The organism is Allobranchiibius huperziae, from assembly GCF_013410455.1.
In the GTDB taxonomy this organism is placed as follows: domain Bacteria; phylum Actinomycetota; class Actinomycetes; order Actinomycetales; family Dermatophilaceae; genus Allobranchiibius; species Allobranchiibius huperziae.
Genome location: NZ_JACCFW010000001.1, coordinates 709,111 through 734,889, shown reverse-complemented (window position 1 = coordinate 734,889; position 25,779 = coordinate 709,111). Strand labels below are relative to the sequence as shown.

Here is a 25,779-nt window from a genome sequence, read left to right as displayed (position 1 = left end):
GACCCGCGACCGTGGGATTCAGTAACCCGCCGATCCCGTGGTCGGACCTGGAGCGGCTGCTGTCGGAGGGCACCAGGCCCGCCCAGCGACCGGCGTACCCCGCCGACGGCGGTGACGGACCGGCGTTCTCGCGCAAGCGCACCGCGTTCGAAGCACCGACGCTGCCACCGGACGACGACGTCGACGACGGGCCGGTGGTGCCCTACGCCGAGCTGCACGCGCACTCCCACTACAGCTTCCTGGACGGCGCCTCTTCGCCGGAGGAACTGGTCACCGAGGCGGTCCGGCGACGGCTGCGTGGCATCGCGCTGACCGATCACGACGGCCTCTACGGCGTGGTGCGGATGGCCGAGGCGGCCGAGGCGTTCGGCGACATCGACACCGTCTTCGGCGCCGAGCTGTCGCTCGACCTGACCGCGCCTCAGAACGGCATGCCCGACCCCGAGGGCAGCCACCTGCTGGTGCTGGCACGCGGCCAGGAGGGCTACCACCGGCTGGCCGGGGCGCTCACCGACGGGCATCTGGCGCCCGGGTCGGAGAAGGGACGGCCGATCTACGACCTGGCGTCGCTGGCCGGCACCGCCGACGGTCACTGGACGGTGCTCACCGGCTGCCGCAAGGGGATGGTCCGGCAGGCGCTGGAACGCTCCGGTGACGACGCGGCACTCGCTGAGGTACGCCGGTTGCAGGACCTCTTCGGTGCCGCCAACGTGCTCGTCGAGCTCACCGATCACGGCGACCCTGCAGACAGTCTGCGCATCGACCGACTGGCCGAGATCGCCCGCCGCGCCGGCGTCGACACGGTGGCGACCAACGCGGTGCACTATGCCGCTCCCGACCGGTTCCGGCTGGCGAGTGCGTTGTCCGCGGTTCGGGCCCGTCGCAGTCTGGAGGATCTCGACGGGTGGCTGCCGAGCAGCGACCAGGCGCACATCCGCAGCGGCGCCGAGATGCGGGCACGCTTCGCCCGGTTCCCCGGCGCGGTCGAGCGCACCGCCGACATCGCCGCCGACCTGGGTTTCCGGCTGCGCTCCGCCAGCCCGCGACTGCCTCGCCAGGAGGTGCCCGACGGGCACACGCCGATGAGCTGGCTGCGCGAACTCACCTGGCAGGGCGCCGCGCAGGCGTGGAAGGAGCTGACCCCGGCCCACCGGGAGCGACTCGAGCACGAGCTGCGGGTGATCGAGGCCAAGGACTTCCCGGGCTACTTCCTCATCGTGCACGAGATCGTCAGCTTCGCGCACGAGCAGGGGATCCTCTGTCAGGGAAGGGGATCCGCTGCCGCGTCGGCCGTCTGCTACGCCCTCGGCATCACGGTCATCGACCCGATCTTCTACGGCCTGCCCTTCGAGCGGTTCCTGTCCGAGCTGCGCGAGGAGGCGCCCGACATCGACGTCGACTTCGATGCCGGACGCCGGGAGGAGGTCATCCAGCACGTCTACGCGAAGTACGGCCGCCGCAACGCCGCCCAGGTCGCCAACGTCATCACCTACCGCCCCAAGAACGCCGTGCGCGACATGGCCAAGGCGCTCGGACACAGTCAGGGCCAGCAGGACGCCTGGTCCAAGCAGGTCGAGCGGTGGGGCGGGCAGATCGACAGCGCCGACCACGACATCGCTCCGGCCGTCGTGGAGCTGGCCAGCCAGGTGCTCACCTTCCCCCGGCACCTGGGCATCCACTCCGGCGGCATGGTGCTGACCGACGAACCGGTCGGCAACGTCTGCCCCATCGAGCCGGCCCGGATGACCGATCGCACTGTCCTGCAATGGGACAAGGACGACTGCGCGTGGATGGGGCTGGTCAAGTTCGACCTGCTGGGCCTCGGGATGCTGGCAGCCGTCCAGCACACCTTCGACCTGGTGCGCACCCACTTCGGGCAGGTGTGGCGGATGGAGACGATCCCCCGCAACGAGCCCGGTGTCTACGACATGCTGTGCCGGGCCGACTCGATCGGTGTCTTCCAGGTGGAGAGCCGCGCGCAGATCGGCACCCTTCCCCGCCTGAAGCCGCGCTGCTTCTACGACCTCACGGTCGAGATCGGGCTGATCCGCCCGGGTCCCATCCAGGGCGGTGCGGTGCACCCGTACATCCGGCGTCGTACCGGCGAGGAGGCGGTCACCTACCCGCACCCCCTGCTGGAGGACGTCCTGGAGCGCACGCTCGGCATCCCGCTCTTCCAGGAGCAGCTGATGCAGATGGCCACCACCGTCGGCAACTGCAGCACCGCCGACGCCGACCTGCTGCGCCGCGCGATGGGATCCAAGCGGGGTGTCGAGAAGATCGAGACGCTCAAGGCCAAGTTGTACGACGGGATGGCCGCCAACGGGATCGCGCCGGAGACGGCTGACGAGATCTACAACAAGATCGAGGCATTCGCGAACTTCGGCTTCGCGGAGTCGCATTCGCTCAGCTTCGCGGTGCTGGTCTATGCGAGCTCGTGGCTGAAACTGCACTACCCCGCGGCGTTCCTGGCGTCGTTGCTACGTGCCCAGCCGATGGGTTTCTACTCATCGCAGACCTTGGTCGGTGACGCCCGAAGACATGGCGTCATCGTGTTACAACCAGACATCCATCGTTCGAACGTCTATGCCGACCTGGAGGCTGAGGACGGTGCCACTCACGGCATGGGCGGCGGCATGGAGTCCTGCCTGCGGGACTACCAGCAGGACGAGATCGGCGAGTTCGACGCGACACGACCTCCGGACACCGAACGGCACCGCCGCGACGGGCAGCACAGTGTGCGCCTCGGCCTGGACGACGTCTCGGCGCTCGGCCAGGAGGTCGCCGAGCGGATCGTCGCGTGCCGGGAACGGGACGGCAGATTCGCCGACCTGAGCGACCTCGCCAGGCGTGCCGAGCTGGACACCGAGCAGATGGAGGCGCTTTCGCTGTCCGGAGCGCTCGATGACCTGTCCGGCTCGCGCCGCGGCGCGTTGTGGCAGGCGGCCGATGCCACGGCGATCAAGCAGGGCCAGCTCGACATCAACGTGCCCTACCAGCCCCCGCTGCTGCCGGAGCTCACCCTGGGTGAGCTGTTGATCCACGATCTGCAGGCCACCGGCATCAGCCCCGCGGACCACCCGATGCGGCACGCCCGCACGGTGATGCGCGAGCGGGGCGTCCTGCGCACGAGTGACCTGCTCACGGTCGAGTCCGGTCGGCGCATCGAGGTGGCCGGGGTGGTGACCCACCGGCAGCGGCCCGCGACCGCGAGCGGCATCACGTTCCTCAACCTCGAGGACGAGACAGGCCTGATCAACATCATCTGCAGCCGGGGCGTCTGGCACCGCTACCGCGTCATAGCCCGGTCCGCACCCGCCATGATCATCCGCGGCGTGCTCGAACGGTCACCGGAGAACATCGTCAACGTGGTCGCCGACCGGTTGGAGAAGCTGCCGATCGCCGTGGAGCTGACCTCCCGCGACTTCCGCTGACGATCGTGGGAGTGGATACGCGCTCGATCGGGCGCGCACGTACTCCCATGTCAGGAACAGGCCGCGACGAGTGCTTCGAAGAGCCGCAGGTCGTCGCCCTGCTCGGGGTGCCACTGCACCCCGAGCCGCCACCGTGCCGACGGGTCGTGGATGGCCTCTACCACCCCGTCCTCGGCGCGGGCCACCACGTCGTACCCGGGACAGGACGCGACGCCCTGATGGTGGTACGTCGGGCACGTCACCTCGGCGCCGAGCAGCGCGGCGAGCGGAGTGCCCTGCCCCACCAGCACCCGGTGGGAGGACCACTCCCCCGGTGACGGCGAATGCCTCTCGTGGCCCACGTCATCCGGCAGATGCTGATTGAGTGTGCCGCCGGCCGCCACCGCCATCACCTGCATCCCCCGGCAGATCCCGAGCGTCGGCACGTCGAGTTCCCGCCCGACCTGCGCCAGCAGCAGCTCGCTGACGTCGCGATCAGGCCGAGCCTCCTGAGCGGCGGGGTGCGGCTGCGCGCCGTACCGGGCCGCCTCGACGTCGGCGCCGCCGGAGAGGATCAGACCGTCGACCCGTCCCAGCACCCGTGCGGCCCATTCCTCGTCGGCGTCGGGCAGCGGTGGCACCACCAACGGGATGCCGCCGGCCTCGATCACCTTCTCGGCATAGGTCGCCGGCAGCGTCACGCTCAGCTGGGCGCGCCAGACGTCCCGGTCGACGGGTTCCAGGTACGGCGTGATGCCGATGACAGGCCTGCTCACAGCGGCGTGACGTACGCGCCGGAGATGCCGCCGTCGACCAGGAAGTCGGTGGCGGTGATGAAACTGGACTCGTCGGAGGCCAGGAAGAGTACGGCGTTCGCGATCTCCTCCGGTTCGCCGAACCGGCCGACCGGCACGTGCACCAGCCGGCGTGCGGCACGCTCCGGATCGGCGGCGAAGAGCTCCTTGAGCAGCGGAGTGTTGACCGGCCCGGGGCACAGGGCGTTGACCCGCACCCCGTCGCGTGCGAACTGCACCCCCAGCTCACGCGACATCGCGAGGACCCCGCCCTTGCTCGCCGTGTAGGAGATCTGCGAGGTGGCAGCTCCCATGATCGCGACGAATGACGCTGTGTTGATGATGGATCCGCGCTTCTGCTCGATCATGTACGGCAGCACGGCCTTACAGCACAGGTAGACGCTGGTCAGGTTCACGTGCTGCACGCGCTGCCACGCCTCGATCCCGGTGGTGAGGATCGAGTCGTCGTCGGGTGGTGAGATACCGGCGTTGTTGAACGCGACATCGACGCTGCCGTACGCCGACTTGGCGGTCGCGAACAGCGCCTCGACCTGCTCGGCATCGGTCACGTCGGTGCGCACGAATCGCCCGTGCACCTCGTCAGCGACCCGCTCGCCGGTCTGCTCGTCGATGTCGGCGATGATCACGGACGCGCCCTCCTCCGCGAACCGGCGGACGGTGGCCAGCCCGATGCCGGAGCATCCTCCGGTGACGACGGCGACCTTGTCCTGCAGCCTTCCAGGCATCGAATGTCCCTTCTTTCGGGGTCAGTGGGCGGTGGAGATGAAGACGTTCTTGGTCTCGGTGAACGCGTCGAGAGCGTCCGGTCCGAGCTCACGACCGAGGCCGGAGGACTTGAAGCCGCCGAACGGCGTCGAGTAGCGCACCGCCGAATGGGAATTGACCGACAGATTGCCCGCGCGCACGCCCCGCGCGACGCGCAGTCCGCGACCGAGGTTGTCGGTCCAGATCGAGCCCGCCAGACCGTACGCCGTGTCGTTGGCCATCGCGATCGCATCCGCCTCGTCCTCGAACGGCAGCACCGAGACCACCGGACCGAAGATCTCCTCCTGCCACAGCGGGTCACCGGTGCCGGTCGGCACGACCACGGTCGGCGGGTACCACCAGCCGGCACCGTCGGGCGCGTCACCGCGGAATGCGATCTGCACCGCTGAGTCGGCGTCCTCGACGAAGCCGCGCACCCGCTGCCGTTGGGTGTCGCTGATGAGCGGCCCCATGTCGGCATCGCCGTTCAACGACGGGTCCTGCACCCGGACCGCATGCACCGCCGGCTCCATGGACTCCATGAAGCGGTCGAAGACGCTGCGCTGCACGAGGATCCGGCTCCGCGCGCAGCAGTCCTGCCCGGCATTGTCGAAGACCGCACCGGGTGCGGCAGCCGCCGCGGCGTCGACGTCGCAGTCCGCGAAGACGATGTTGGCGCTCTTGCCGCCGAGCTCGAGCGTCACCCGTGTCAGATCGTCGGCCGCCAGGGCCATCAGTCTCTTGCCGACCGCCGTCGACCCGGTGAAGCAGACCTTGCGCACGTGCGGGTGGGTGACGAACCGCTGACCCACGACCGGTCCCTCACCCGGTACGACGTTGAGCACCCCCTCCGGCAACCCGGCTTCGAGGGCGAGCTCGGCCAGCCGCAGCGCGGTGAACGGAGTCAGTTCGGCAGGTTTCACCACGACCGTGTTGCCCGCGGCCAGTGCCGGCCCGACGGCCCAGCCGAAGATGGGCATCGGGAAGTTCCAGGGCACGATGACGCCGACCACGCCCAGTGGCTCCTGGAAGGTCAGATCGATCCCACCGGCAACCGGAATCTGCCTGCCGCACAGTCGTTCCGGGGCGGCGGCGTAATAGTGCAGAACGTCGCGCACGTTGCCCGCCTCCCACATCGCGTTGCCGCGGGTGTGGCCGGCGTTCTCGATCTCCAGCTCGGCCAGCTCGGCCAGATGGGCGTCGACGACGTCCGCGAACCGCCGCAGCAGGCGTCCACGGTCGGCGGGGTCGACGCGGGCCCAGGCCGGTGCCGCGGCGTGCGCACGGGCGATGACCGCGTCCGTCTCCTCCAGGCTCGCATGGTGCACCGCCCGGATCGTCCGGCCGGTCGAGGGGTTGATAACGTCGTACGGCGTGCTCACAGTCGCTCGAACCCCCGCTTGCGCTCCCAGTCGGTGACCGCGGCGCCGAAGGCGGCGATCTCGACCTCGGCCGCGTGGGCGTAGTGCTCGACGACGTCGTCGCCGAATGCCGCTCGTGCCACGTCGGATTCGAGTAGCAGTCGTCGTGCCTCGTCCAGCGTCGTCGGCACCTTCGGCGCATCGCTGGTGTACGCGTTCCCCTCGAACGCCGGCTCGAGCTCGAGTTCGTTCTCGATGCCGTACAGGCCACCGGCGAGCATCGCCGCCGTCGCCAGGTAGGGGTTGACGTCGCCTCCGGGCAGTCTGTTCTCCACCCGCAGCGACGGGCCGTGGCCGACCACACGCAGAGCGCAGGTGCGGTTGTCGCGGCCCCACGCGACGGCGGTCGGCGCGAACGAACCGTCGGCGAATCGTTTGTAGGAGTTGATGTTCGGCGCGTAGAAGCAGGTGAACTCACGCGCTGTCGCGAGCAGCCCGGCCAGGAAGTGGTCGAAGAGCCTGCTGTGGCCCCCGTCGCGCACGTCGTCGGCGAACACCATGGCGCCGTCGGCCCCGCGCAGCGAGAGGTGGATATGGCAGCTGTTCCCCTCATGCTCGTCGTACTTGGCCATGAAGGTCAGCGACCGCCCGTGCTGCGCGGCGATCTGCTTGGCGCCGGTCTTGTAGACGACGTGGTTGTCGCAGGTGCGCAGCACCTCGTCGTAGAGGAAGCCGATCTCGTGCTGCCCGGGGTTGCACTCGCCCTTCGCGCTCTCGACGACCATGCCCGCGGACCACATCTGATTGCGGATATCGCGCAGCAGCGGCTCCACCCGACTGCCGCCCACGATCGAGTAGTCGATGTTGTAGCGGTTGGCCGAGGTGAGCCCGACGTACTGCGCATCCCAGGCCTGCTCGTAGGTCTGCTCGAAGACGATGAACTCAAGCTCGGTGCCGGCGTACGCCGACCACCCGGCCCGAGCAGCCCGCTCCACCTGCGCACGCAGCACCGACCGGGGTGCCTCACGCACCGGTCCGCGGTCGTCCAGCCAGGCCAGATCGCACTGGATGGTCGCGCTGGTCGGTTCTCCCGGCGTGCGCCGCAACGTCGTCAGGTCCAACTCGAAGAGAAAGTCTCCGTATCCCCTCTCCCAGGACGAGATCGCATAGCCGGCAACGGTGTTCATGTCGACGTCGACTGCGAGCAGATAGTTGCAGCCCTCGGTGCCGTCGGCGAGCGCATGCTCCAGGAAGTAGTGGGCGTGCAGCCGTTTGCCCTGCAGTCGGCCCTGCATGTCGGTGAAGGCGACGATGACGGTGTCGATCGTGCCCGCCTCGATCTGGGCGCGCAGCTCCTCCAGCGTCAGTGTGGGTGCGGTCATCGCGGCCCTTCTCTCCGGCTCGGGTGTCTCGTCAACGGCTCATCCGATCAGCCCGATGAGCAGTTCGGCGGTCGCGTCGCAGTGCTGCCGCATGGCGTCCCCCGCCTCCACCGCGTCGGCGCGCAGGACCGCGTCGACGATCCGGGCATGCTGAGACTGCGAATGCTCGATATTGCGCGGCAGCACCGGGATCGCGGCGAGCAGATCACCGAGGGCGGCCTGCGCCCGAGTCACCGACTCGGCCAGCAACGCGCTGCCGGACACAGTCGCGAGCGCCAGGTGCAGGCGGGAGTCGGCGATCCGATGCTCGCTGGTGCCAACGGTGTTCGCGGCATCGGCGAGGCACCGTGACAGCCATGCCCGCTGTTCGTCGTCGAGGGTCCGCTCTGCGGCAGCCTCCACCGCGCCGGCCTCGACGAGCCGCCGGAAACGCAATACGTCGGCCACGTCGTACTCCCCTGCCGGTCGTACGCCGGGCGCGTGCGTGCCGTCGTAGGTCACGACCGTGCCGCCACCGCGACCGCGGGTGGTCCGGACCAGACCGGCGTCGCGCAGCGCCGCGATCGCGTCCCGCAGCGTCATCCGGCTGACACCGAGCCGTTCGGACAGTTCGCGCTCGGGCGGCAACTGCTCGCCGTCGGCGAAGACGCCCAGTCGGATCGCCGTCGCGAGTTGCCCGACGACGGCCTCGAAGACGTTCCCGACCGCCGGCTGCAGGGTGAACTCCTGCAGATCCCGGTAGGGCGCGAGGTGCGGCACGGCTGACACGCGGCCAGTCTCACCACCGCGGCGCCCGCCGTCAATGGTTTGGAAATGGACCTTTTTTCCTCAGATCCATGGACCGGGGCCGATCGGCGCCACTAGCCTCGCGCAGAACGACTCTCGCACCAGGAGCCCCCATGGCCGATGACGCCGCACCCCTGTCCGACGACGACGCGCTCCTCGCCACGCTCGGCTACAAACAGGAGTTGAGCCGCAGCTGGTCCAGCTTCTCCAACTTCGCGATCTCCTTCTCGATCATCTCGATCCTGGCCGGTTGCTTCACCACCTTCGGGCAGGCGTGGAACAACGGCGGGCCGGTCGCGATCTCGTGGGGCTGGCCGATCATCTCCGCGTTTATCCTCATCATCGGCCTGACGATGAGCGAACTCGTCTCGGCGTACCCGACCTCCGGCGGCATCTACTGGTGGGCCTCGAAGATGGGCGGCCCCGGCGCGGGCTTCTTCACCGGCTGGCTCAACCTGATCGGGCTGCTCGCCGTGACCGCGTCCGTCGGGTACGGCGCAGCCACCTTCCTGGACCTGACCCTGGACACCTTGAGCGCCTCGTGGGCCAAGCACTCCGGTCTGAAGACGGTCTTCGCCATCTTCGTGGTGATCATGGTGCTCGCGGCGCTGGCCAACATCTTCAGCGGTCACCTGCTCGCGGTGCTCAACAACATCTCGGTCTGGTGGCACGTGGCGGGCGCGGCCATCATCATCGCGGTGCTGATCATCATCCCCGACAAGCACCAGAGCGCGAGCTTCGTCTTCACCGACCGGATCAACAACTCCGGCTATGCGGACAACAAGTACTGGTTCCTCGTCATGCCGCTGGGGCTCCTGCTCACCCAGTACACGATCACCGGATTCGACGCCTCCGCGCACCTGTCGGAGGAGACGCAGGGTGCCGCGAAGGGGGCCGCCCAGGGGATCTGGCGCTCCATCTTCTACTCGGCGATCGGCGGGTACGTGCTCCTGCTGGCGTTCGTCTTCGCCGTGCAGGATCCGAAGGCGGTGACCAAAGGCGGTGGCGCCGTCGACCTCATCTTCGGACAGGCCCTGCCGCAGAAGTGGCACGTCCTGATCCTGCTCATCTCCACGGCCGGCCAGCTCTTCTGCGCCACCGCCTGCCTCACGAGTGCGTCGCGGATGACGTTCGCCTTCAGCCGGGACCGCGGCATCCCCGGGTCGAGACTGCTCTCCAACGTCAATCCGCGCACCCGCATCCCCGCCAACGCGGTCACCTTCGTCACCGTCATCGGGATCCTCATCACCCTGCCGGCGCTCGTGGAAGTCGACGTGAACGGCGCCCCCGTGCCGGTGGCGTTCTATGCGGTCACGTCGGTAGCCGTCATCGGGCTCTACCTCGCGTTCGCGATCCCGATCTTCCTGCGCTGGCGGATGCGCGACGGCTTCGAGCCCGGTTCCTGGACGCTCGGATCGAAGTACAAGTGGATGAACATCGTGGCGGTGGCGGAGATCGCCGTCATCTGCGTCTACTTCATCCTGCCGTTCACGCCGACGGCCATCCCCGGCAACAAGGGCTTCTCGTTCAAGTACGTCAACTACGCGCCCGTCCTCACGATCGGCAGCCTGGTGATCCTCGCGATCTGGTGGTTCGCGTCGGCTCGGCATTGGTTCACCGGCCCGAAGCACACCATCGACGAGGCGGTCACCGAGGCGTTCGAGAGCTAGCCGGCGCCCCGCCGGGTCACACGGATCGGGGCCGGCGGATCCGGCGGTGCGGGTCGTAGCGTTGCCGCACGCTCCGCAGTCGTTCCTCCTCGTCGTCCGCGAACGCGCCGGGCACGGTGGTCTGGCCGTCACGGAAGGATGCCGCCGCCCGTCCCGTTTCGACCGGCTGCACGGCAGCCCGTACGACGTCGATCGCCTGCTCGACGGTGCGGCGGTCGTCGACGGTCGGCGCCGGTCCGACCACGTGCAACAGGAACGGACCGGGTGGGCTCGTCATCGCTCCGTCGGCGTGCGCGGCGACCGTCGTCGCGACGTGCCGGATCTCCATCTCGGCCAACGGTGCGTCGTCGCCCACGCCCAGCGCGCTGAGGATGGCCAACGCATGGGCAGGAGTCGACGCGGTCAGCCAACCCCCGTCGCCGATCGCCGGCACGGTGTCGGGCGGATCGAGGTGGATGACCGCCAGGCGCTTCTCGTCGCACGGCCCCGTCGTGTCGATCGCCGGCTCCGGTGCCGCGCGCAACGCGCGTTCCAGCGGCTCGAAACCAGCCTCGCCGCTCACCGAGGCCGCCGACAGGTGCACGACCCGGTGGCCCCGCAGCGCCTCCGGCACCACGGGCGCGTCAGGTGCCTTGAGGAAACCGATCGCGCTGGTCAGCGTCTCGTCGATCTGCCCCAACGCATCGGTCCACGCAGCGACGACGGATTCGGCCTCGGTGATCGGCCACAGCCGGTACCCGGCCCACAGGTCCGGCACCGCGACCAGGTCGATCTCGACCGCTGTGACGATGCCGACCCCTCCGGCGCCCCGGAAGGCCCACAGCGCCTCGGGGTTCTCCTGCTCGTCGGCGACCTGCGGCTCGCCGTCGCCGTCCACGAACTCGACGCGTCGCAGCGATGCACTGGCCATTCCGTGCGCGCGGGTCAGCCACCCGATCCCACCGGACAGGGTGTAGCCGACGACGCCGACGTCCGGCGCGGTCCCGGCCAGACCGAGCAGCCCGTGGGTCGCGGCCTCGGCATTCACCTCCGCCCAGGTCGCGCCGGCCCCGACCCGCGCGGTGCGGGCCGAAGGGTCCACCGAGACGCCGTTCATCCGGCGGGTGTCGATCAGCAGCACGTCATCGCCGACGGTGCCCGCAGCACCGTGCCCCGTCGCCTGCACGGCCACGCCGAGTCCGGCATCCGCCGCCGCGCGAACTGCCCTGCGTACGTCGTCGGCGGAGGTGGCGGCGACGACCGCGACCGGATGCTGATCCGCGGTCGCGTTGCGCGGCTGTGTCGCGGTGTCGTATTCGTCGTCGCCCGGACGCCGTAACGCAGAACCGACGGCCCGGTCGAGGTCATCGACGATCTGTTCCGTGGTCATCGCACCACCCGCTGTTCCGATCGATCCTTCGCAGGACGTCGGGTCGGCGTCCCGCGCGACCCGAGATCTCGAGGCTATCCACCCGACCTGCACCTCCGTGAGGTCTTGCGCGATCCCGCCCGTCAGAGACGAGGGTCCACCGGCTCCGATTCCAGCGCGAGGACGGCGAAGACGGCTTCGTGGACGCGCCATAACGGCTCACCCCGAGCCAGGCGCTCGAGCGACTCGAGTCCCAGTGCGTATTCGCGCAGCGCCAGGGAGCGCTTGTGGCCGAGGTTGCGGTCGCGCAGGCGGGTGAGGTTGGCGGGGTCGGTGTAGTCGGGGCCGTAGATGATCCGGAGGTACTCCCTGCCGCGGACCTTGATGCCCGGCTGCGCGAGGCCACGTCGAGCACGGGCGAGGTTGGCGAACGGCTTCACGACCATGCCCTCGCCGCCAGCGGCGGTCAGCGACTCCCACCACTCGACCCCGGCGGCGACCGAGGCGTCGTCGTTGGTGTCGACGCGTTGGCGACGCGTCGTGCGCATCAGATGGGGCGCAGCACCCACGAGGCGATCGGCGAGGTCCAGGTGCCACAGGTGGTCACGGTCGTGGTGAGTGCGGCCCTGCGTTGCGAGGACCTGGAACGGCGCCACGGCGACACCGTCGAGCCCGTCGGTGGGCCAGCAGTAGCGCCGATAGGCCTCGGTGAACGCCTGGGCGTTGTCGGCGCGCACGCAGGTGCGATCCAGCAGGTCGCCGACCTCGACCCCCCGAGCCTGGGCAGCCCGCAGGCCCTCTGCCGCCGCGGGAAGGACGTGCCGCGCCGCCGCGCCGACCGCGGCGTACTGGTCGCGCAGCAGGTCGCCCGCCTTGGCCGACCAGGGCACGATCTCCGTGTCGAGCAGGAGCCAGTCGCTGTCCAGCTCCTCCCAGAGGCCCGCCGAGGTGACGGCATCCCGTACGCCGGTGAGGAGGTTCTCGGTGGTGGGGCGGTCGAAGAAGGAGCGCCCGGTGCGGGTGTACGCCGCTCCAGACTCGCCGTCCGTCGCGCCGAACCAGCGCACCGCGACCTTCTCGTCGCGACAGACCAGGACGACCGCCCGCGACCCCATGTGCTTCTCCTCGCACAGCAGCTCGGTGACTCCGACCGAGGCGTACGCGGAGAACGCCTCGTCGGGGTGCTCGAGCAGTGCGTCGCGGGCGGAGGTCGGCGGCGGAGCCATCGTGGGCGGCAGGTAGGGCAACCAGCGAGGGTGCAGCGCGAACCGGCTCATCACCTCGAGTGCGCCGGCGGCGTTCTCCTCCCGGACGGTCACCCGGCCGTGATGGGCGGTCTGCACGATGCGCTTGCCGAGGACGTCGCGGATGTCGAGTTGGTCGCGGTCCCGTTGACCGGGCACCGGCGTCTCCTCAGCGACCGGGAACGGCTTGGCGGGTTCGTACCAGACCCGCTCGGCCGTGACCTGGACCGATTCCTTCTCCGGGTACCGCAGCGCGGTCAGCCGTCCGCCGAAGACGCAGCCGGTGTCGAGGCAGAGGGTGTTGTTGACCCATTCCAGCTCGGGCGTCGGGGTGTGCCCGTAGAGCACCATCGCGGAGCCGCGGTAGTCCTCGGCCCAGGGGTAGCGGACGGGCAGGCCGAACTCGTCGGTCTCGCCGGTGGAGTCGCCGTACAGCGCGAAGCTGCGCACCCGGCCGGACGCGCGACCGTGATAGGCCTCCTTCAGCCCGGCGTGGGCGACGACGAGCCTGCCGTCGTCGAGAACGAGGTGCGACACGAGGGCGTAGCAGAACTCGGCCACCTCCGTCCGGAACTCGGGGGTCTCATCGGCGAGCTGGGCGAGGGTCTTCTCCAGGCCGTGGCTGACCTGCACGGCGCGCCCGCCGAGCGCACGCACCAACTTGTTCTCGTGGTTTCCGGGTACGCACAGCGCATGGCCGTTGCCGACCATGCCCATCACCAGCCGCAGCACGCCAGGGCTGTCCGGGCCGCGGTCGACGAGGTCGCCGACGAAGACCGCCCGCCGCCCGGCCGGGTGCGTGGCGTCGACCGGGCGCGCCTGGTCGTCGCGGACGAGCGCGTAACCGAGCTGCTCCAGCAGCGTCTCCAGCTCCGAGCGGCAGCCATGGACGTCGCCGATGACATCGAACGGGCCGTGTTGGTCACGCAGGTCGTTCAGCAGCTTCTCGCGGGTGATCGTCGCCGCGGCGACCTCCTCGACGCTGGAGAGGACATGAACCGTGCGGAACCCCTCCCGCGACAGCCCTCGCAGGGACCGGCGCAGCTGGTCGCGGTGGCGGCGTACGACCCGCGCGCCGAAGTCACGGTCGGGTCGCTCCGCGTTGCGTGCGACGCAGACCTGCTCGGGGAGGTCGAGCACGATCGCGACCGGCAGTACGTCGTGGGCCTTGGCCAACTCGATCAACTGCCGCCTGGCCTCGCGCTGCACATTGGTCGCATCCACGACCGTGAGACGACCGGCGGCCAGGCGCTTGCCGGCGATGAAGTGCAGGACGTCGAAGGCGTCGCCGGAGGCGGACTGGTCGTTCTCGTCGTCCGCGACCAGGCCGCGGCAGTAGTCGCTGGAGAGCACCTCGAAGGCACCGAAGTGCTCGCGGGCGAAGGTGGACTTGCCCGAGCCTGATGCACCGATGAGGACCACGAGGCTGAGCTCGGGGACCGCGAGCTGCGTCATGACACCTCCTGAGCGGGCTGATCGCTGCGGGCGAAGACCGCCATCTGGGTCGGCGGGCCCACGGTCGGGTCGTCCTCGCCCACGGGAAGCAGGGTGGGGGCGTACCCGGTGCGTCGGCTAACCCCGGTGACCCAGTCGGAGAACTCGGCCCGGGTCCACTCGAAGCGGTGATCCCTGTGCCGCATCGTGCCCGCGGCGAGCCGCTCGTAGCGCACGTTGTGCTCGACGTTGGGAGTCGTCACGATGACGGTGCGCGGCCGGGCGTGCCCGAAGACAGTGCTCTCGAGGGCGGGCAGGCGATCGGTGTCGAGGTGCTCGATGACCTCCATCAGCACGATCGCGTCGTAGCCGTTCAGCCGGTCGTCCGTGTAGGTCATCGAGGACTGGAGCAGTCGCAGTCGGGCGCGCTGGCTGTCGGGCATCCGATCCAGGTGCAAGCGCCGTTCGGCCAGTCCCAGGGCGCGGCCGGAGACATCGACGCCGACGACCTCGCTGAAACGGGGGTCCCGGATCAGTTCGCGGAGCAAGGCTCCTTCGCCGCAGCCGAGGTCGACGACACGTGCGGCCCCCGCGGCACGGAGCGAGGAGAGCACCGCTTCCTTCCGTTGTGCGACGAGGGGACGACGAACGGGTGTCTCCTCACTCGGTGCCTCCTCGACGGACTCGGTCCGCAGGTCATCGACTTCGGCCAGGCGGGAGACGGCGGTCGCGACGAGGTCCGGCTGGTGGGCCAGGTAGCGGCGGGTGATCAGTTCGCGGGCCGGGTGGGCCGGCAACCAGTCGCCGGCGGCGCGGACCAGCTTCTCGACCTCGTCCTGCGAGACCCAGTAGTGCTTGGAGGAGTCCAGCACCGGTAACAGCACGTACAGATGGGACAGCGCCTCGGCCAATACCTGCGTGCCGCGCAGGCGAAGGTCGACGTAGTGCGAATCGCCCCAGGCGGGCATTTCCTCGTCGAGCGGCAGGGCCTGCGCCGTCACCTCCCAGCCCAGCGGTTCGAAGAGCGCGCGGACCATCTCGGCGCCGCCTGACGCGGGCAGCACCGGCACGCGTATCTCCAGATCACGGCTCTGGCCGAGCAGGTCCGGCCGGGCGTCGCATCGACCTGCCATCGCTGTGCGGAAGACCTTTCCCAGCGCCACCGCGAGCATCGAGGAGCCGGCGTAGGGACGGTCGTTGACGTACTGGCTCAGCGCGAAGGCGTCCCCGCCGTACCTCCGGCCGCGCACCAGCGCGACCGGGTCGACCTCGAGCATCAGGGCCACGGTGCAGCGCTCGTCACTCGCCTCCGGATAGAACACGTGGGCCACCCCGGCCGACACCGAGAACTGCTGAGCGCGGTCCGGGTGTTTGTGCAGCAGGTAGCCCAGCGCGGTCGCATCCTCGCCCGAGGAGGTCAGCGTGAGGTACACCGGCGCCATTGTCCACGAAAGGCAGCCCGGGTGAGGTCTGGCGGGCTCTTCCGCCCTGTCTGACCAAGGCGGGTCCGCGACCTACCGTGGGGGTATGACGAACCGGCTCGCCTCCGCGACCAGTCCCTACCTGCTGCAGCACGCCGACAACCCGATCGACTGGCAGGAGTGGTCCACCGACGCGCTCGACGAGGCGCGCCGGCGCGACGTGCCGATCCTCCTGTCGGTCGGGTACGCCGCGTGCCACTGGTGTCACGTGATGGCGCACGAGACGTTCGAGGACGCGGGTGTCGCGCAGATCGCGAACGCGGGCTTCGTGGCGATCAAGGTGGACCGGGAGGAACGCCCCGACATCGACGCGGTCTACATGGACGTCACGATGGCGCTCACCGGCAGCGGTGGATGGCCGATGACCTGTCTGCTCACCCCCGCCGGGGATCCGTTCTTCGCCGGCACGTACCTGCCGCGTGAGCAGTTCCTGCGCCTGCTCGACGCCGCGACGCAGGCCTGGACCGACCGCCGTGACGACGTCGTGCAGTCCGGCGCCACCATCTCCGGCAAGCTGCGCGAGGTCGTCACCGCCGAGTCGCAGCCGGTGGACCACGCGCTCGTGCGCCGCAGCGTGGACGCGATGGCCCGCCGGTTCGACACGGTCAACGGCGGCTTCGGCGGTGCACCGAAGTTCCCCACGACCTCCAGCCTGGAGTTCCTGCTGCGCGCCGCCGCGCTGACCGGCGACGAGCACCCTCGCGCGATGGCCGCCCAGACCCTGGAGCGGATGGCGCGCGGTGGCATCTACGACCAACTGGGCGGCGGGTTCGCGCGCTACAGCGTCGATGCCCGCTGGGTGGTGCCGCACTTCGAGAAGATGCTCTACGACAACGCGCAACTGGTCCGCGTCTACACCCATGCCTGGTGCGCCACCGGCGATCCGCTCTTCGAGCGGGTCGTCGGCGAGACCATCGCCTTCATGCTCCGTGAGTTACTCACGCGGACAGGGGCCTTCGCCTCATCTCTGGACGCCGACACGGAAGGTGTCGAGGGACTCACGTACGTCTGGACGCCCGCGCAGTTGACCGACGTACTCGGCGAGGACGACGGCGCCCGCGCCGCTCGACTGTTGTCGGTGACCCAGGCGGGCACCTACGAGCACGGCGCCTCCACGCTGCAGCTCGCCGAGGACGCTGACGTGGACACTGACGATGCTGCGTGGTGGGAGCGGACGCGGTCGCTCCTGCTCGAAGCGCGGGGCGAGCGTCCGCAGCCGGGCCGTGACGACAAGGTGGTCGCGGCGTGGAACGGGCTCGCGATCGGCGCGCTGGCGGAGGCCGGCGCGGTCTTCGGCCGACGGGACTGGATCGACGCCGCGTCGCGGTGTGCCCGCGCGGTGTGCGACGTGCACCTGGTCGAAGGTCGGCTGCGTCGTACGTCGCGCGACGGCCGGGTCGGCACCACGCCGGCGGCCGCGGACGATCTGGGCGACCTCGCGGACGGGCTGCTGACTCTGCACCAGGTCGAGCCGACCGCCGGCTGGCTGGACCTGGCCGGCACCCTGTTGGATACCGCGCGGGTCCACCACCGTGACGACATCGGAGGCTTCTACGATGCGGCCGACGATGCCGAGCAACTCATCGTCCGGCCCCGCAGCCCGGTCGACGGCGCGGAGCCGTCGGGCGGATCCGCACTCGCGGGGGCGCTGTTGTCGTACGGCGCACTCACCGGCGACCCCGCCCCGTTCGCGGAGGCAGCAGCGGCGGTCGGCGCCGTCGCGCACCTGGCCGGCCGCGATCCGGTCATGGTGGGCCACGCGCTCGGCGTCGGGGTCGCGCTGTTGCACGGCCCGGTGCAGGTCGCGGTCGTCAGCGGCGAGCGGGACGACGGGACGGCCGAACTGGTCGCGGCGTCCTGGCGCTCGACCGCGCCGGGCCGCGTTACCGTCAGCGGTCGGCCCGACGATCCGGCCCAGCCGCTGTTGGTCGACCGGCCCGCGGTCGACGGCCTCGCGGCGGCCTATGTCTGCCGCCGCTTCGTGTGCGACGCGCCCGTCACGACGGTCGACGCGCTGCGCGAGGCGCTCGGCCGACCGGTGCCGACGTCAGGAGCCGCCGAGTAGCCGGGCTCCGTTGTGCCACAGCACGTCCCGCATCCAGTCGTCCCCCAGATCCAGTCGCGTCAGCGCGGTCAGCTGGTGCGCGTACGAGTAGGGGATGTTGGGGAAGTCCGAACCCAGGATGATCTTGTCCTGAAGCTGCGGCAACCTCGACCGGTAGGACGGTGACGTCGGCGCCTGCTCCTCCGTGAAGTCGGTGAACGCCATGGTCGTGTCCAGATGCACCCGCTCGTACTGCAGGGCGAGGTCGGCGAACTCGTCGTACTCCGGCATGCCCAGGTGGGCGATCACGAACGCGAGCCGCGGGTACCTTCTGAGTACCCTGGAGATGCCCTCGACCCCGGTGAATTCGCCGGGCAGCGGCGCCGACCCGGCATGGATCACGATCGGGACGCCGGCCTCCTCCAGCAGCGCCCATGCAGGGTCGAGCAGCGGATCGTCCGGCGCGAACCGGCCCACCTGCACGTGCACCTTGAAGAGTCGTGCGCCCTGGGTCAGCGCGTCCCCCACGTAGTCCCCCACGTCCGGCTCGGGGTAGAGCGTCGCGCAGTGGATCACGTCGGGCACCCGCCGCGCGAGGTCCGCGCTCCAGTCGTTCAACCAGCGCGCCATGCCCGGTCTGTGCGGATAGGTCAGCGCCGGTATCGGCGACACCCCGAAGGACCGCACGATGCGCAGCCGGGTCGCCTCGTCGAAGCGGTACTGGATCGGCCACGGCCGGCCGTAGTTCTCTTCGGCAGCATCGAAGTAGGCCCACACCTTGCGCAGCATCGGCTCGGGCAGGAAGTGCACGTGGATGTCGGCCAGCCCGGGAATGCCGAGCGCCTGCACGTACGCCGGGATCCCCGCGTCGTCGACCGGACCGGGCGTCGTGGGCATGGCCCGACGATAGAGGAGCGCGCCTCAGCCCTGCGGTCGCACGAACGGGAACGCCAGTGTCGCCCGGATGCTCGCGCCCGTCAGCATCATCACGACACGGTCCACCCCGAGTCCGAGGCCGCCGGTCGGGGGCATCGCGAGCTCGAGCGCCGACAGGAAGGCCTCGTCGATCTGCATGGCCTCCAGGTCTCCCGCCGCGGCCGCGATGGACTGCGCGGTCAGGCGCTGGCGCTGGTCGACCGGATCGACCAGCTCGCTGTAGGCAGTGCCGATCTCGGCGCCGAACGCCACCAGATCCCAGCGTTCCGAGAGCGCCGGGTCGGTGCGGTGGGTGCGGGTCAGCGGCGAGGTCTCCAGCGGGAAGTCGGTGTAGAACGTCGGGAACTGTGTCTGCTTCTCCACCAGCGCGTCGTAGAGCGCGACGACCAGCATGCCGACGCTCGACTGTGCCGGAGCGGCCACCCCGTGCCGGGCGCAGACCGCTTCGATCTGGTCGCGTGAGGTGGCCGTCGTCAGCTGCTCCCCCACTGCCTCGGACACGGCGGCGTGGACGGTCTTGACCGGCCACTCGCCGCTCAGGTCGACCTCGTACGTCGTGCCATCGGCGTCCGTGCGCTGCGCGACCGGCCGGCCGTTGACCGCCACCGCGACCCGCAGCAGCACCTCACGGGTGAGCACCCGCATGGTGTTGTAGTCGCCGTACGCCTCATAGGCCTCCAGCGAGGTGAACTCAGGATTGTGGGTGGCGTCGACGCCCTCGTTGCGGAAGTTGCGGTTCAGCTCGAAGACCCGCTGCATCCCGCCGACGGCAAGTCGCTTCAGGTAGAGCTCCGGGGCGATCCGCAGATAGAGATCCATCCCGTACGCGTTGATGTAGGTCTTGAACGGGCGCGCAGTGGCGCCGCCGTGCACCGCCTGCAGCATCGGCGTCTCGACCTCGCAAAAGTCGCGCGCCTGGAACGCCTCGCGCAGTGCGCGCACGCCGATCGAACGGCGTCGCAGCAGATCGAGGGAGTCGGGGCTCACGAGCAGATCCAGGGACCGCTGCCGGCTGCGGACGTCGTCACTGAGCGACGACCCCAGGGTGGGCAGCGGCCGCAGACACTTGGCCGCCATCTGCCAGTGGTCGAGCAGCACGGACAGTTCACCGTTGCGTGACGTCGCGACGGGCCCCGTCACGCTCACCAGGTCACCGAGATCGACGCTCTCTCGCCACAGCGCCCGCGCCGGATCCGGCGTGTGCGCGGCGGTCACCATGACCTGCACTCGCGCGTTCTCGTCGTCCAGCACCGCGAACGTCACACCGCCGAGGTCGCGCACGGCGCGGATCCGCCCGCAGACCGACACCACGTCCTCCGTCACCGTGTCCGGTGCCAGGTCGGCGTACCGGTCGCGGATCTCGCGGACCCGGTGGGTGCGAGGGACCTGCACCGGGTAGCCCGGCATCCCCGCGTCCTCCAAGGCCTGCAGCTTCGTACGACGCACCCGCTGCTGCTGGGTCAGCACCGCGGTGGGCGGCGCCGGGACCAGCAACCGACGCTCCTGCTCGCACACCCGCTCGACGAAGTCGGGCTCCGGGCGCGGCGGCTGCACGTCGGAGGGTCGCGGCCCGGTCAGCAGTCGGGGGCCCACCATCGGGACGAACCCCTCGGCGATCCCCATGGCCAAGCCTGCGCGGGGCACCGTGAGCGCCGGGTCGTAGCAGAGCAGCCGGGGCACCCAGGTCGGGTGGTACTTGTCGTTGGAACGGTAGAGAGTCTCGAGCTGGTAGAAGCGCGACGCGAACGACAGGGCGGCGTCGGTCACCTTGGTGACCGGGCCCGCGCCGACCTGGTCGGCGTTGTCGAAGACGCTGCGGAACACCGCGAAGTTCAGGGAGATCCGCCGAATCCCGTACTCGGGGCCCTCTTCGACGAGCTTGGCGACGAGGAACTCGTTCAAACCGTTCTCGGCGTCCCGGTCGCGGCGCATCAGGTCCAGTGAGACCCCGCGCACGCCCCACGGCACGAAGGACAGGAAGCCACGGATCTGCCCCTGTGCGTCGTGCGCGGTGATGATCACGCACCGCCCGTCGGCCGGGTCGCCCAGCCGGTTCAACGCCATCGAGAAACCGCGTTCGGTCTCATCACCGCGCCACCGCTCGGCGAGGCGTTCGATCTCGACGAGCTCGTCCGCGCTCAGCTCGCTGTGCCGGCGTACCCGTGTCGTGTACCCGGCCCGGGAGATGCGGGTGACCGCCTGGCGCACCGGGCGCATCGACCGGCCCCGCAGGCTGAAGGTGTCGGTGTCGAGGATCGCCTCGTCGCCGAGCGCGAACGCGCGCAGGCCGGCCTCGACGTAATGAGTGGTCCCGGTCTCGCTGCTGGAGAGGACGGCGGCGTACCACCCGTTCTCGCGGCACTCCTGCAACCAGCGGGTGATCACATCGGGCCACGCGGCGCGGTCGCCCACCGGGTCCGCGCTCGCGACACAGGTCGTGCCCTCGGTGCGGTAGGTCAGCGCCGCCCGCCCGTCTGTGGAGAAGATGACGCTCTTGTCGCGTCGGGTGGCGAAGTAGCCGAGGGAGTCGTCCTCGCCGTGTTCCAGCAGCAGCCTGCGAACGGCCAGCTCCTCGTCGGCCGACTGCATCGGTTTGCCGTGGCCGGAGCGCCAGAAGACCAGGATCGACAACAGCAGGGCGATACCGGACATCAACCCGGCCAGCCCGAAGATCCAGGGCGGTCCGACGTGGTTGTCCAACCCGAACGTCCCCGCCGGGCTGCTGACGCCGAAGGTCGAGCGCAGTGCCCAACGGCCGCGCTCCCGCATACCGACCAGGGACCCGGGTGCGGCCGCGGTCAGCGCGGCGGTGATGACGAACGAGGTCAACAGACCGACCGCCAGGACCGCGAAGGCGGAGCGCCGGGACCGGGGCGCGAGCTTCGCCGGGAAGCCGCGCCGGCTCGCCACGACCAGGACCAGGACGGCGATGCCGATGATCAGCGCCGGGACCGTGACGTAGCGGGACGTCGTGAATTCGATGTACTCCCGCTCGCTCACACCGAACGCCGGGCGGCGACCAAGCCCGGAGAGCGGCCCGTGAAGGACTGCCCGCCCTTCGTCGACCTTGCCGGCGATGACCACCACGGCGCTGTAGAAGACATTGAGCACCATGACGACGACGACCACGGTGTGTGCCGCGCGCAGGCGGCGCCGCGCGGCTCCCGCCAGCGCGAACAGCAGGCAGATGAGGAAGATGCTCGGCTCGACCGGCATGTTGAGCAGGCCGAGGGCATCGGAGACCGCTCGGATGAACAGGCCGTCGGGGAACAGGATCGCCAGGAGGGAGAAGAACGCGCTGATCAGCAGCAGCCGGCCCACCCAGCTCGCGACGCGCTCGCGCCACGGCGGCCGCGGAGTCTCGCGGCTCGCGCTCGCTCCGCCGTACGCGTTGAAGGAGCCCTTGAAGAGCCGCGCCGTCGCGCCCTGGGTCATTCGTACCCCCATGTCATGGTGACGCGACGATATCCCAGCCACCTGAACAGAGCTGGAGAATGAGCCCAACGAAAAAAAGAAGGCCCGGCAACGCAGTTGCGTTACCGGGCCTTCTCATAAAGGTAGTTCGGCGGTGTCCTACTCTCCCACACACTCCCGTGTGCAGTACCATCGGCGCTGAAGGGCTTAGCTTCCGGGTTCGGTATGGGACCGGGCGTTTCCCGCTTCGCTATGACCGCCGTAACACTATGGAACTATTCGACCTGCCGGCCACCACGCAACCCCGTGTTCGGGGTGGTGGTGGGGTGGGTGTGTTGTTCCAGAATCACACAGTGGACGCGAGCAAGCTCTTAAAGTTTTGGTTGTGGTGTCAAGTTGTCGGCAGATTAGTACCGGTCAGCTACGCACCTTACGGTGTGTCCACATCCGGCCTATCAACCCAGTAGTCTAGCTGGGTGCCTTCACACCCCAAGGGGTGATGGAAACCTCATCTTGAAGCGTGCTTCCCGCTTAGATGCTTTCAGCGGTTATCACTTCCGAACGTAGCGAATCAGCCGTGCCACTGGCGTGACAACTGACATACCAGAGGTTCGTCCATCCCGGTCCTCTCGTACTAGGGACAGGTCTTCTCAAGTTTCCTGCGCGCGCAGCGGATAGGGACCGAACTGTCTCACGACGTTCTAAACCCAGCTCGCGTACCGCTTTAATGGGCGAACAGCCCAACCCTTGGGACCTACTCCAGCCCCAGGATGCGACGAGCCGACATCGAGGTGCCAAACCATGCCGTCGATATGAGCTCTTGGGCAAGATCAGCCTGTTATCCCCGGGGTACCTTTTATCCGTTGAGCGACGGCGCTTCCACAAGCCACCGTCGGGTCACTAGTCCCGACTTTCGTCTCTGCTCGACGTGTCTGTCTCACAGTCAAGCTCCCTTGTGCACTTACACTCGAAACCTGATTGCCAACCAGGCTGAGGGAACCTTTGGGCGCCTCCGTTACTCTTTAGGAGGCAACCGCCCCAGTTAAACTACCCACCAGGCACTGTCCCTGATCCGGATCACGGACCGAAGTTAGGTGCTCAGAACGACCAGAGTGGTATTTCAACGATGACTCCACGAACACTGGCGTGCCCGCTTCATAGTCTCCCACCTATCCTGCACAAACCGTACCAAACACCAATACCAAGCTATAGTAAAGGTCCCGGGGTCTTTCCGTCCTGCTGCGCGTAACGAGCATCTTTACTCGTACTGCAATTTCGCCGAGTTCGTGGTTGAGACAGTGGAGAAGTCGTTACGCCATTCGTGCAGGTCGGAACTTACCCGACAAGGAATTTCGCTACCTTAGGATGGTTATAGTTACCACCGCCGTTTACTGGCGCTTAAGTTCTCAGCTTCGCCACCGAAGTGACTGACCGGTCCCCTTAACGTTCCAGCACCGGGCAGGCGTCAGTCCGTATACATCGAATTACTTCTTCGCACGGACCTGTGTTTTTAGTAAACAGTCGCTTCTCCCTGGTCTCTGCGACCCTCACCCCTAACCCGCATGGGGTTTCAAGGATTGGGCCCCCCTTCTCCCGAAGTTACGGGGGTATTTTGCCGAATTCCTTAACCACGATTCACTCGATCGCCTTGGTATTCTCTACCTAACCACCTGAGTCGGTTTAGGGTACGGGCGGCTCGAACCTCGCTAGAAGTTTTTCTTGGCAGCATAGGATCACCCTACTTCCCACATTCGTGGTCACTATCAACTCTCAGGATATGTGTGGTGCGGATTTGCCTACACCACTCCCTACAGTTTTAGACGTGGACAACCATCGCCACGCGGAGGCTACCTTCCTGCGTCACTCCATCGCTTACCTACTACAAGATCGGGTCCCACGCTCCCCCACACAACACGTACACCACCCCGAAAGGTGACGCACGCGAAACGGTGGGTTCGGATGGTTAGCATCCCCTGATTCGATATGGGCGGTTCTTCGCCGGTTCCGGAATATCAACCGGATGTCCATCGACTACGCCTGTCGGCCTCGCCTTAGGTCCCGACTTACCCAGGGCAGATTAGCTTGACCCTGGAACCCTTGGTTATTCGGCGGACGGGTTTCTCACCCGTCATGCGCTACTCATGCCTGCATTCTCACTCGTGTGGCCTCCACGCCTGGGTCACCCCGGCGCTTCACTGCCCACACGACGCTCCCCTACCCATCCACACCCCTGAACCACCAGGACAAGCCTGGTACCTAGGGGACTGTGTGAATGCCACAGCTTCGGTGGTGTGCTTGAGCCCCGCTACATTGTCGGCGCGGAATCACTTGACCAGTGAGCTATTACGCACTCTTTAAAGGGTGGCTGCTTCTAAGCCAACCTCCTGGTTGTCACAGCAACTCCACATCCTTTTCCACTTAGCACACGCTTAGGGACCTTAGCTGGTGATCTGGGCTGTTTCCCTCTCGACGACGAAGCTTATCCCCCGCCGTCTCACTGCCACGCTCTGACTTACCGGCATTCGGAGTTTGGTTGACGCCAGTAACCTGGTGAGGCCCATCAGCCATCCAGTAGCTCTACCTCCGGTAAGAAACACGTGACGCTGCACCTAAATGCATTTCGGGGAGAACCAGCTATCACGGAGTTTGATTGGCCTTTCACCCCTACCCACAGCTCATCCCCTCAGTTTTCAACCTAAGTGGGTTCGGTCCTCCACGCCGTCTTACCGGCGCTTCAACCTGGCCATGGGTAGATCACTCCGCTTCGGGTCTAGACCCAGCGACTCATACGCCCTCTTCGGACTCGCTTTCGCTACGGCTACCCCACACGGGTTAACCTCGCCACTGAGCACTAACTCGCAGGCTCATTCTTCAAAAGGCACGCCATCACCGCACATGTCGGCTTTGACGGATTGTAAGCACACGGTTTCAGGTACTATTTCACTCCCCTCCCGGGGTACTTTTCACCTTTCCCTCACGGTACTTGTCCGCTATCGGTCACCAGGGAATATTTAGGCTTAGCAGGTGGTCCTGCCAGATTCACACGAGATTTCACGGGCCCCGTGCTACTCGGGTACCAGTCCAGACAGTCACACATGTTTCGGTTACGGGAGTCACACCCTCTACGCCGCACCATTCAAGATGCTTCACCTACACGCGCGATTTTTTACTGTCCTCCATCCTGTCAGAGATGAAAAAGACCGGCCCCACAACACCGCAGCTGCAACCCCTGACAGGTATCACACAACTACGGTTTAGCCTCTTCCGCTTTCGCTCGCCACTACTCACGGAATCACATGTTGTTTTCTCTTCCTGTGGGTACTGAGATGTTTCACTTCCCCACGTTCCCTCCACACACCCTATGAGTTCAGATGTGGGTACCACGACATATCTCGTGGTGGGTTCCCCCATTCGGAAACCCTCGGATCACAGCCTGGTTATCGGCTCCCCGAGGCTTATCGCAGATTCCTACGTCCTTCATCGGTTCCTGGTGCCAAGGCATCCACCGTGCGCCCTTAAAAACTTGAGCCACAAAAACAAAGATGCTCGCGTCCACTGTGTAATTCTCAAACAACACACACCCAACCGATCACCAACCCCACACACGCGGGACCAGGACCTGAAGGTGCCACCCAACAAGAGAAAACAACGATCGTTTCCTCATAACCCCAACAGCGTGTCGACACTCCCGCCTGCCACCACCCGCA

At 67.9% G+C, this 25,779-nt stretch carries 13 protein-coding genes and 2 rRNA genes; 3 read left to right on the top strand and 12 right to left on the bottom strand.

Annotated features, from left to right (window positions below):
- The first annotated feature begins 11 nt into the window (after positions 1–11).
- Entirely contained in the window at positions 12–3,434 is a 3,423-nt protein-coding gene (locus HNR15_RS03490) for an error-prone DNA polymerase (protein WP_179479148.1), read from the top strand.
- 50 nt (positions 3,435–3,484) lie between these two features.
- Here HNR15_RS03490 and HNR15_RS03485 read toward each other — a convergent pair whose 3' ends face one another.
- The 5 genes from HNR15_RS03485 to HNR15_RS03465 are packed head-to-tail and all read right to left on the bottom strand — an operon-like array spanning position 3,485 to position 8,483.
- Positions 3,485–4,189 carry a gamma-glutamyl-gamma-aminobutyrate hydrolase family protein gene (locus tag HNR15_RS03485; protein WP_179479147.1) on the bottom strand — a complete coding sequence of 235 codons (705 nt, stop codon included), beginning with the start codon at positions 4,187–4,189 and terminating at the stop codon, positions 3,485–3,487.
- A complete protein-coding gene (locus tag HNR15_RS03480) occupies positions 4,186–4,953 on the bottom strand; it encodes a 3-oxoacyl-ACP reductase (protein WP_179479146.1) in 768 nt (255 codons plus the stop codon). Before HNR15_RS03480 ends, HNR15_RS03485 begins: the two co-directional genes overlap by 4 nt.
- A 21-nt stretch (positions 4,954–4,974) precedes the next feature.
- Complete coding sequence (locus HNR15_RS03475; RefSeq protein ID WP_179479145.1) at positions 4,975–6,354, bottom strand: aldehyde dehydrogenase family protein; 1,380 nt, start codon at positions 6,352–6,354, stop codon at positions 4,975–4,977.
- Positions 6,351–7,715 carry a glutamine synthetase family protein gene (locus tag HNR15_RS03470; RefSeq protein ID WP_179479143.1) on the bottom strand — a complete coding sequence of 455 codons (1,365 nt, stop codon included), beginning with the start codon at positions 7,713–7,715 and terminating at the stop codon, positions 6,351–6,353. Before HNR15_RS03470 ends, HNR15_RS03475 begins: the two co-directional genes overlap by 4 nt.
- Before the next feature lie 39 nt (positions 7,716–7,754).
- Entirely contained in the window at positions 7,755–8,483 is a 729-nt protein-coding gene (locus HNR15_RS03465) for a FadR/GntR family transcriptional regulator (RefSeq protein ID WP_343048404.1), read from the bottom strand.
- Positions 8,484–8,614: 131 nt separating this feature from the next.
- On the opposite strand from HNR15_RS03465, the gene HNR15_RS03460 reads away from it, so the two are divergent.
- On the top strand, positions 8,615–10,171 hold the full coding sequence (locus HNR15_RS03460; RefSeq protein ID WP_179479141.1) for an amino acid permease: 1,557 nt from the start codon (positions 8,615–8,617) through the stop codon (positions 10,169–10,171).
- Positions 10,172–10,187: 16 nt separating this feature from the next.
- Here the strand turns inward: HNR15_RS03460 and HNR15_RS03455 are convergent, their stop codons facing one another.
- From HNR15_RS03455 to HNR15_RS03445, 3 genes are all read right to left on the bottom strand, one after another.
- Positions 10,188–11,540 carry an FAD-binding oxidoreductase gene (locus HNR15_RS03455; protein ID WP_179479138.1) on the bottom strand — a complete coding sequence of 451 codons (1,353 nt, stop codon included), beginning with the start codon at positions 11,538–11,540 and terminating at the stop codon, positions 10,188–10,190.
- Between the two features lie 122 nt (positions 11,541–11,662).
- Positions 11,663–14,218, bottom strand: coding sequence for a polynucleotide kinase-phosphatase (locus tag HNR15_RS03450; RefSeq protein ID WP_179479136.1), 2,556 nt, complete (start codon positions 14,216–14,218; stop codon positions 11,663–11,665).
- Positions 14,215–15,639: a 3' terminal RNA ribose 2'-O-methyltransferase Hen1 gene (locus HNR15_RS03445; protein WP_218883534.1), complete on the bottom strand. Its 1,425-nt coding sequence runs from the start codon at positions 15,637–15,639 to the stop codon at positions 14,215–14,217. The genes HNR15_RS03450 and HNR15_RS03445 overlap by 4 nt, the downstream gene beginning before the upstream one ends.
- An 85-nt stretch (positions 15,640–15,724) precedes the next feature.
- Here HNR15_RS03445 and HNR15_RS03440 point away from each other — a divergent pair, with 85 nt between their 5' ends.
- Positions 15,725–17,743, top strand: coding sequence for a thioredoxin domain-containing protein (locus HNR15_RS03440; RefSeq protein WP_179479132.1), 2,019 nt, complete (start codon positions 15,725–15,727; stop codon positions 17,741–17,743).
- On the opposite strand, the gene HNR15_RS03435 is transcribed toward HNR15_RS03440, so the two are convergent.
- From HNR15_RS03435 to HNR15_RS03420, 4 genes are all read right to left on the bottom strand, one after another.
- Entirely contained in the window at positions 17,726–18,619 is an 894-nt protein-coding gene (locus HNR15_RS03435; protein WP_179479131.1) for an amidohydrolase family protein, read from the bottom strand. The two genes, HNR15_RS03440 and HNR15_RS03435, sit on opposite strands and share 18 nt — an antisense overlap.
- A gap of 24 nt (positions 18,620–18,643) precedes the next feature.
- On the bottom strand, positions 18,644–22,093 hold the full coding sequence (gene lysX, locus HNR15_RS03430) for a bifunctional lysylphosphatidylglycerol synthetase/lysine--tRNA ligase LysX (protein WP_179479129.1): 3,450 nt from the start codon (positions 22,091–22,093) through the stop codon (positions 18,644–18,646).
- Positions 22,094–22,218: 125 nt separating this feature from the next.
- Positions 22,219–22,336, bottom strand: a 5S ribosomal RNA gene (rrf, locus tag HNR15_RS03425).
- A 123-nt stretch (positions 22,337–22,459) separates the two neighbouring features.
- A 23S ribosomal RNA gene (locus HNR15_RS03420) occupies positions 22,460–25,601 on the bottom strand.
- Positions 25,602–25,779 lie beyond the last annotated feature (178 nt).

Bases quoted from the DNA above. Each gene is read 5' to 3' on its own strand.
- HNR15_RS03480 (WP_179479146.1), bottom strand. From the start codon at position 4,953: ATGCCTGGAAGGCTGCAGGACAAGGTCGCCGTCGTCACCGGAGGATGC.
- HNR15_RS03470 (WP_179479143.1), bottom strand. From the start codon at position 7,715: ATGACCGCACCCACACTGACGCTGGAGGAGCTGCGCGCCCAGATCGAG.
- HNR15_RS03460 (WP_179479141.1), top strand. From the start codon at position 8,615: ATGGCCGATGACGCCGCACCCCTGTCCGACGACGACGCGCTCCTCGCC.
- HNR15_RS03455 (WP_179479138.1), bottom strand. From the start codon at position 11,540: ATGACCACGGAACAGATCGTCGATGACCTCGACCGGGCCGTCGGTTCT.
- HNR15_RS03450 (WP_179479136.1), bottom strand. From the start codon at position 14,218: ATGACGCAGCTCGCGGTCCCCGAGCTCAGCCTCGTGGTCCTCATCGGT.
- HNR15_RS03445 (WP_218883534.1), bottom strand. From the start codon at position 15,639: ATGGCGCCGGTGTACCTCACGCTGACCTCCTCGGGCGAGGATGCGACC.
- HNR15_RS03440 (WP_179479132.1), top strand. From the start codon at position 15,725: ATGACGAACCGGCTCGCCTCCGCGACCAGTCCCTACCTGCTGCAGCAC.
- HNR15_RS03435 (WP_179479131.1), bottom strand. From the start codon at position 18,619: ATGCCCACGACGCCCGGTCCGGTCGACGACGCGGGGATCCCGGCGTAC.
- lysX (WP_179479129.1), bottom strand. From the start codon at position 22,093: ATGACCCAGGGCGCGACGGCGCGGCTCTTCAAGGGCTCCTTCAACGCG.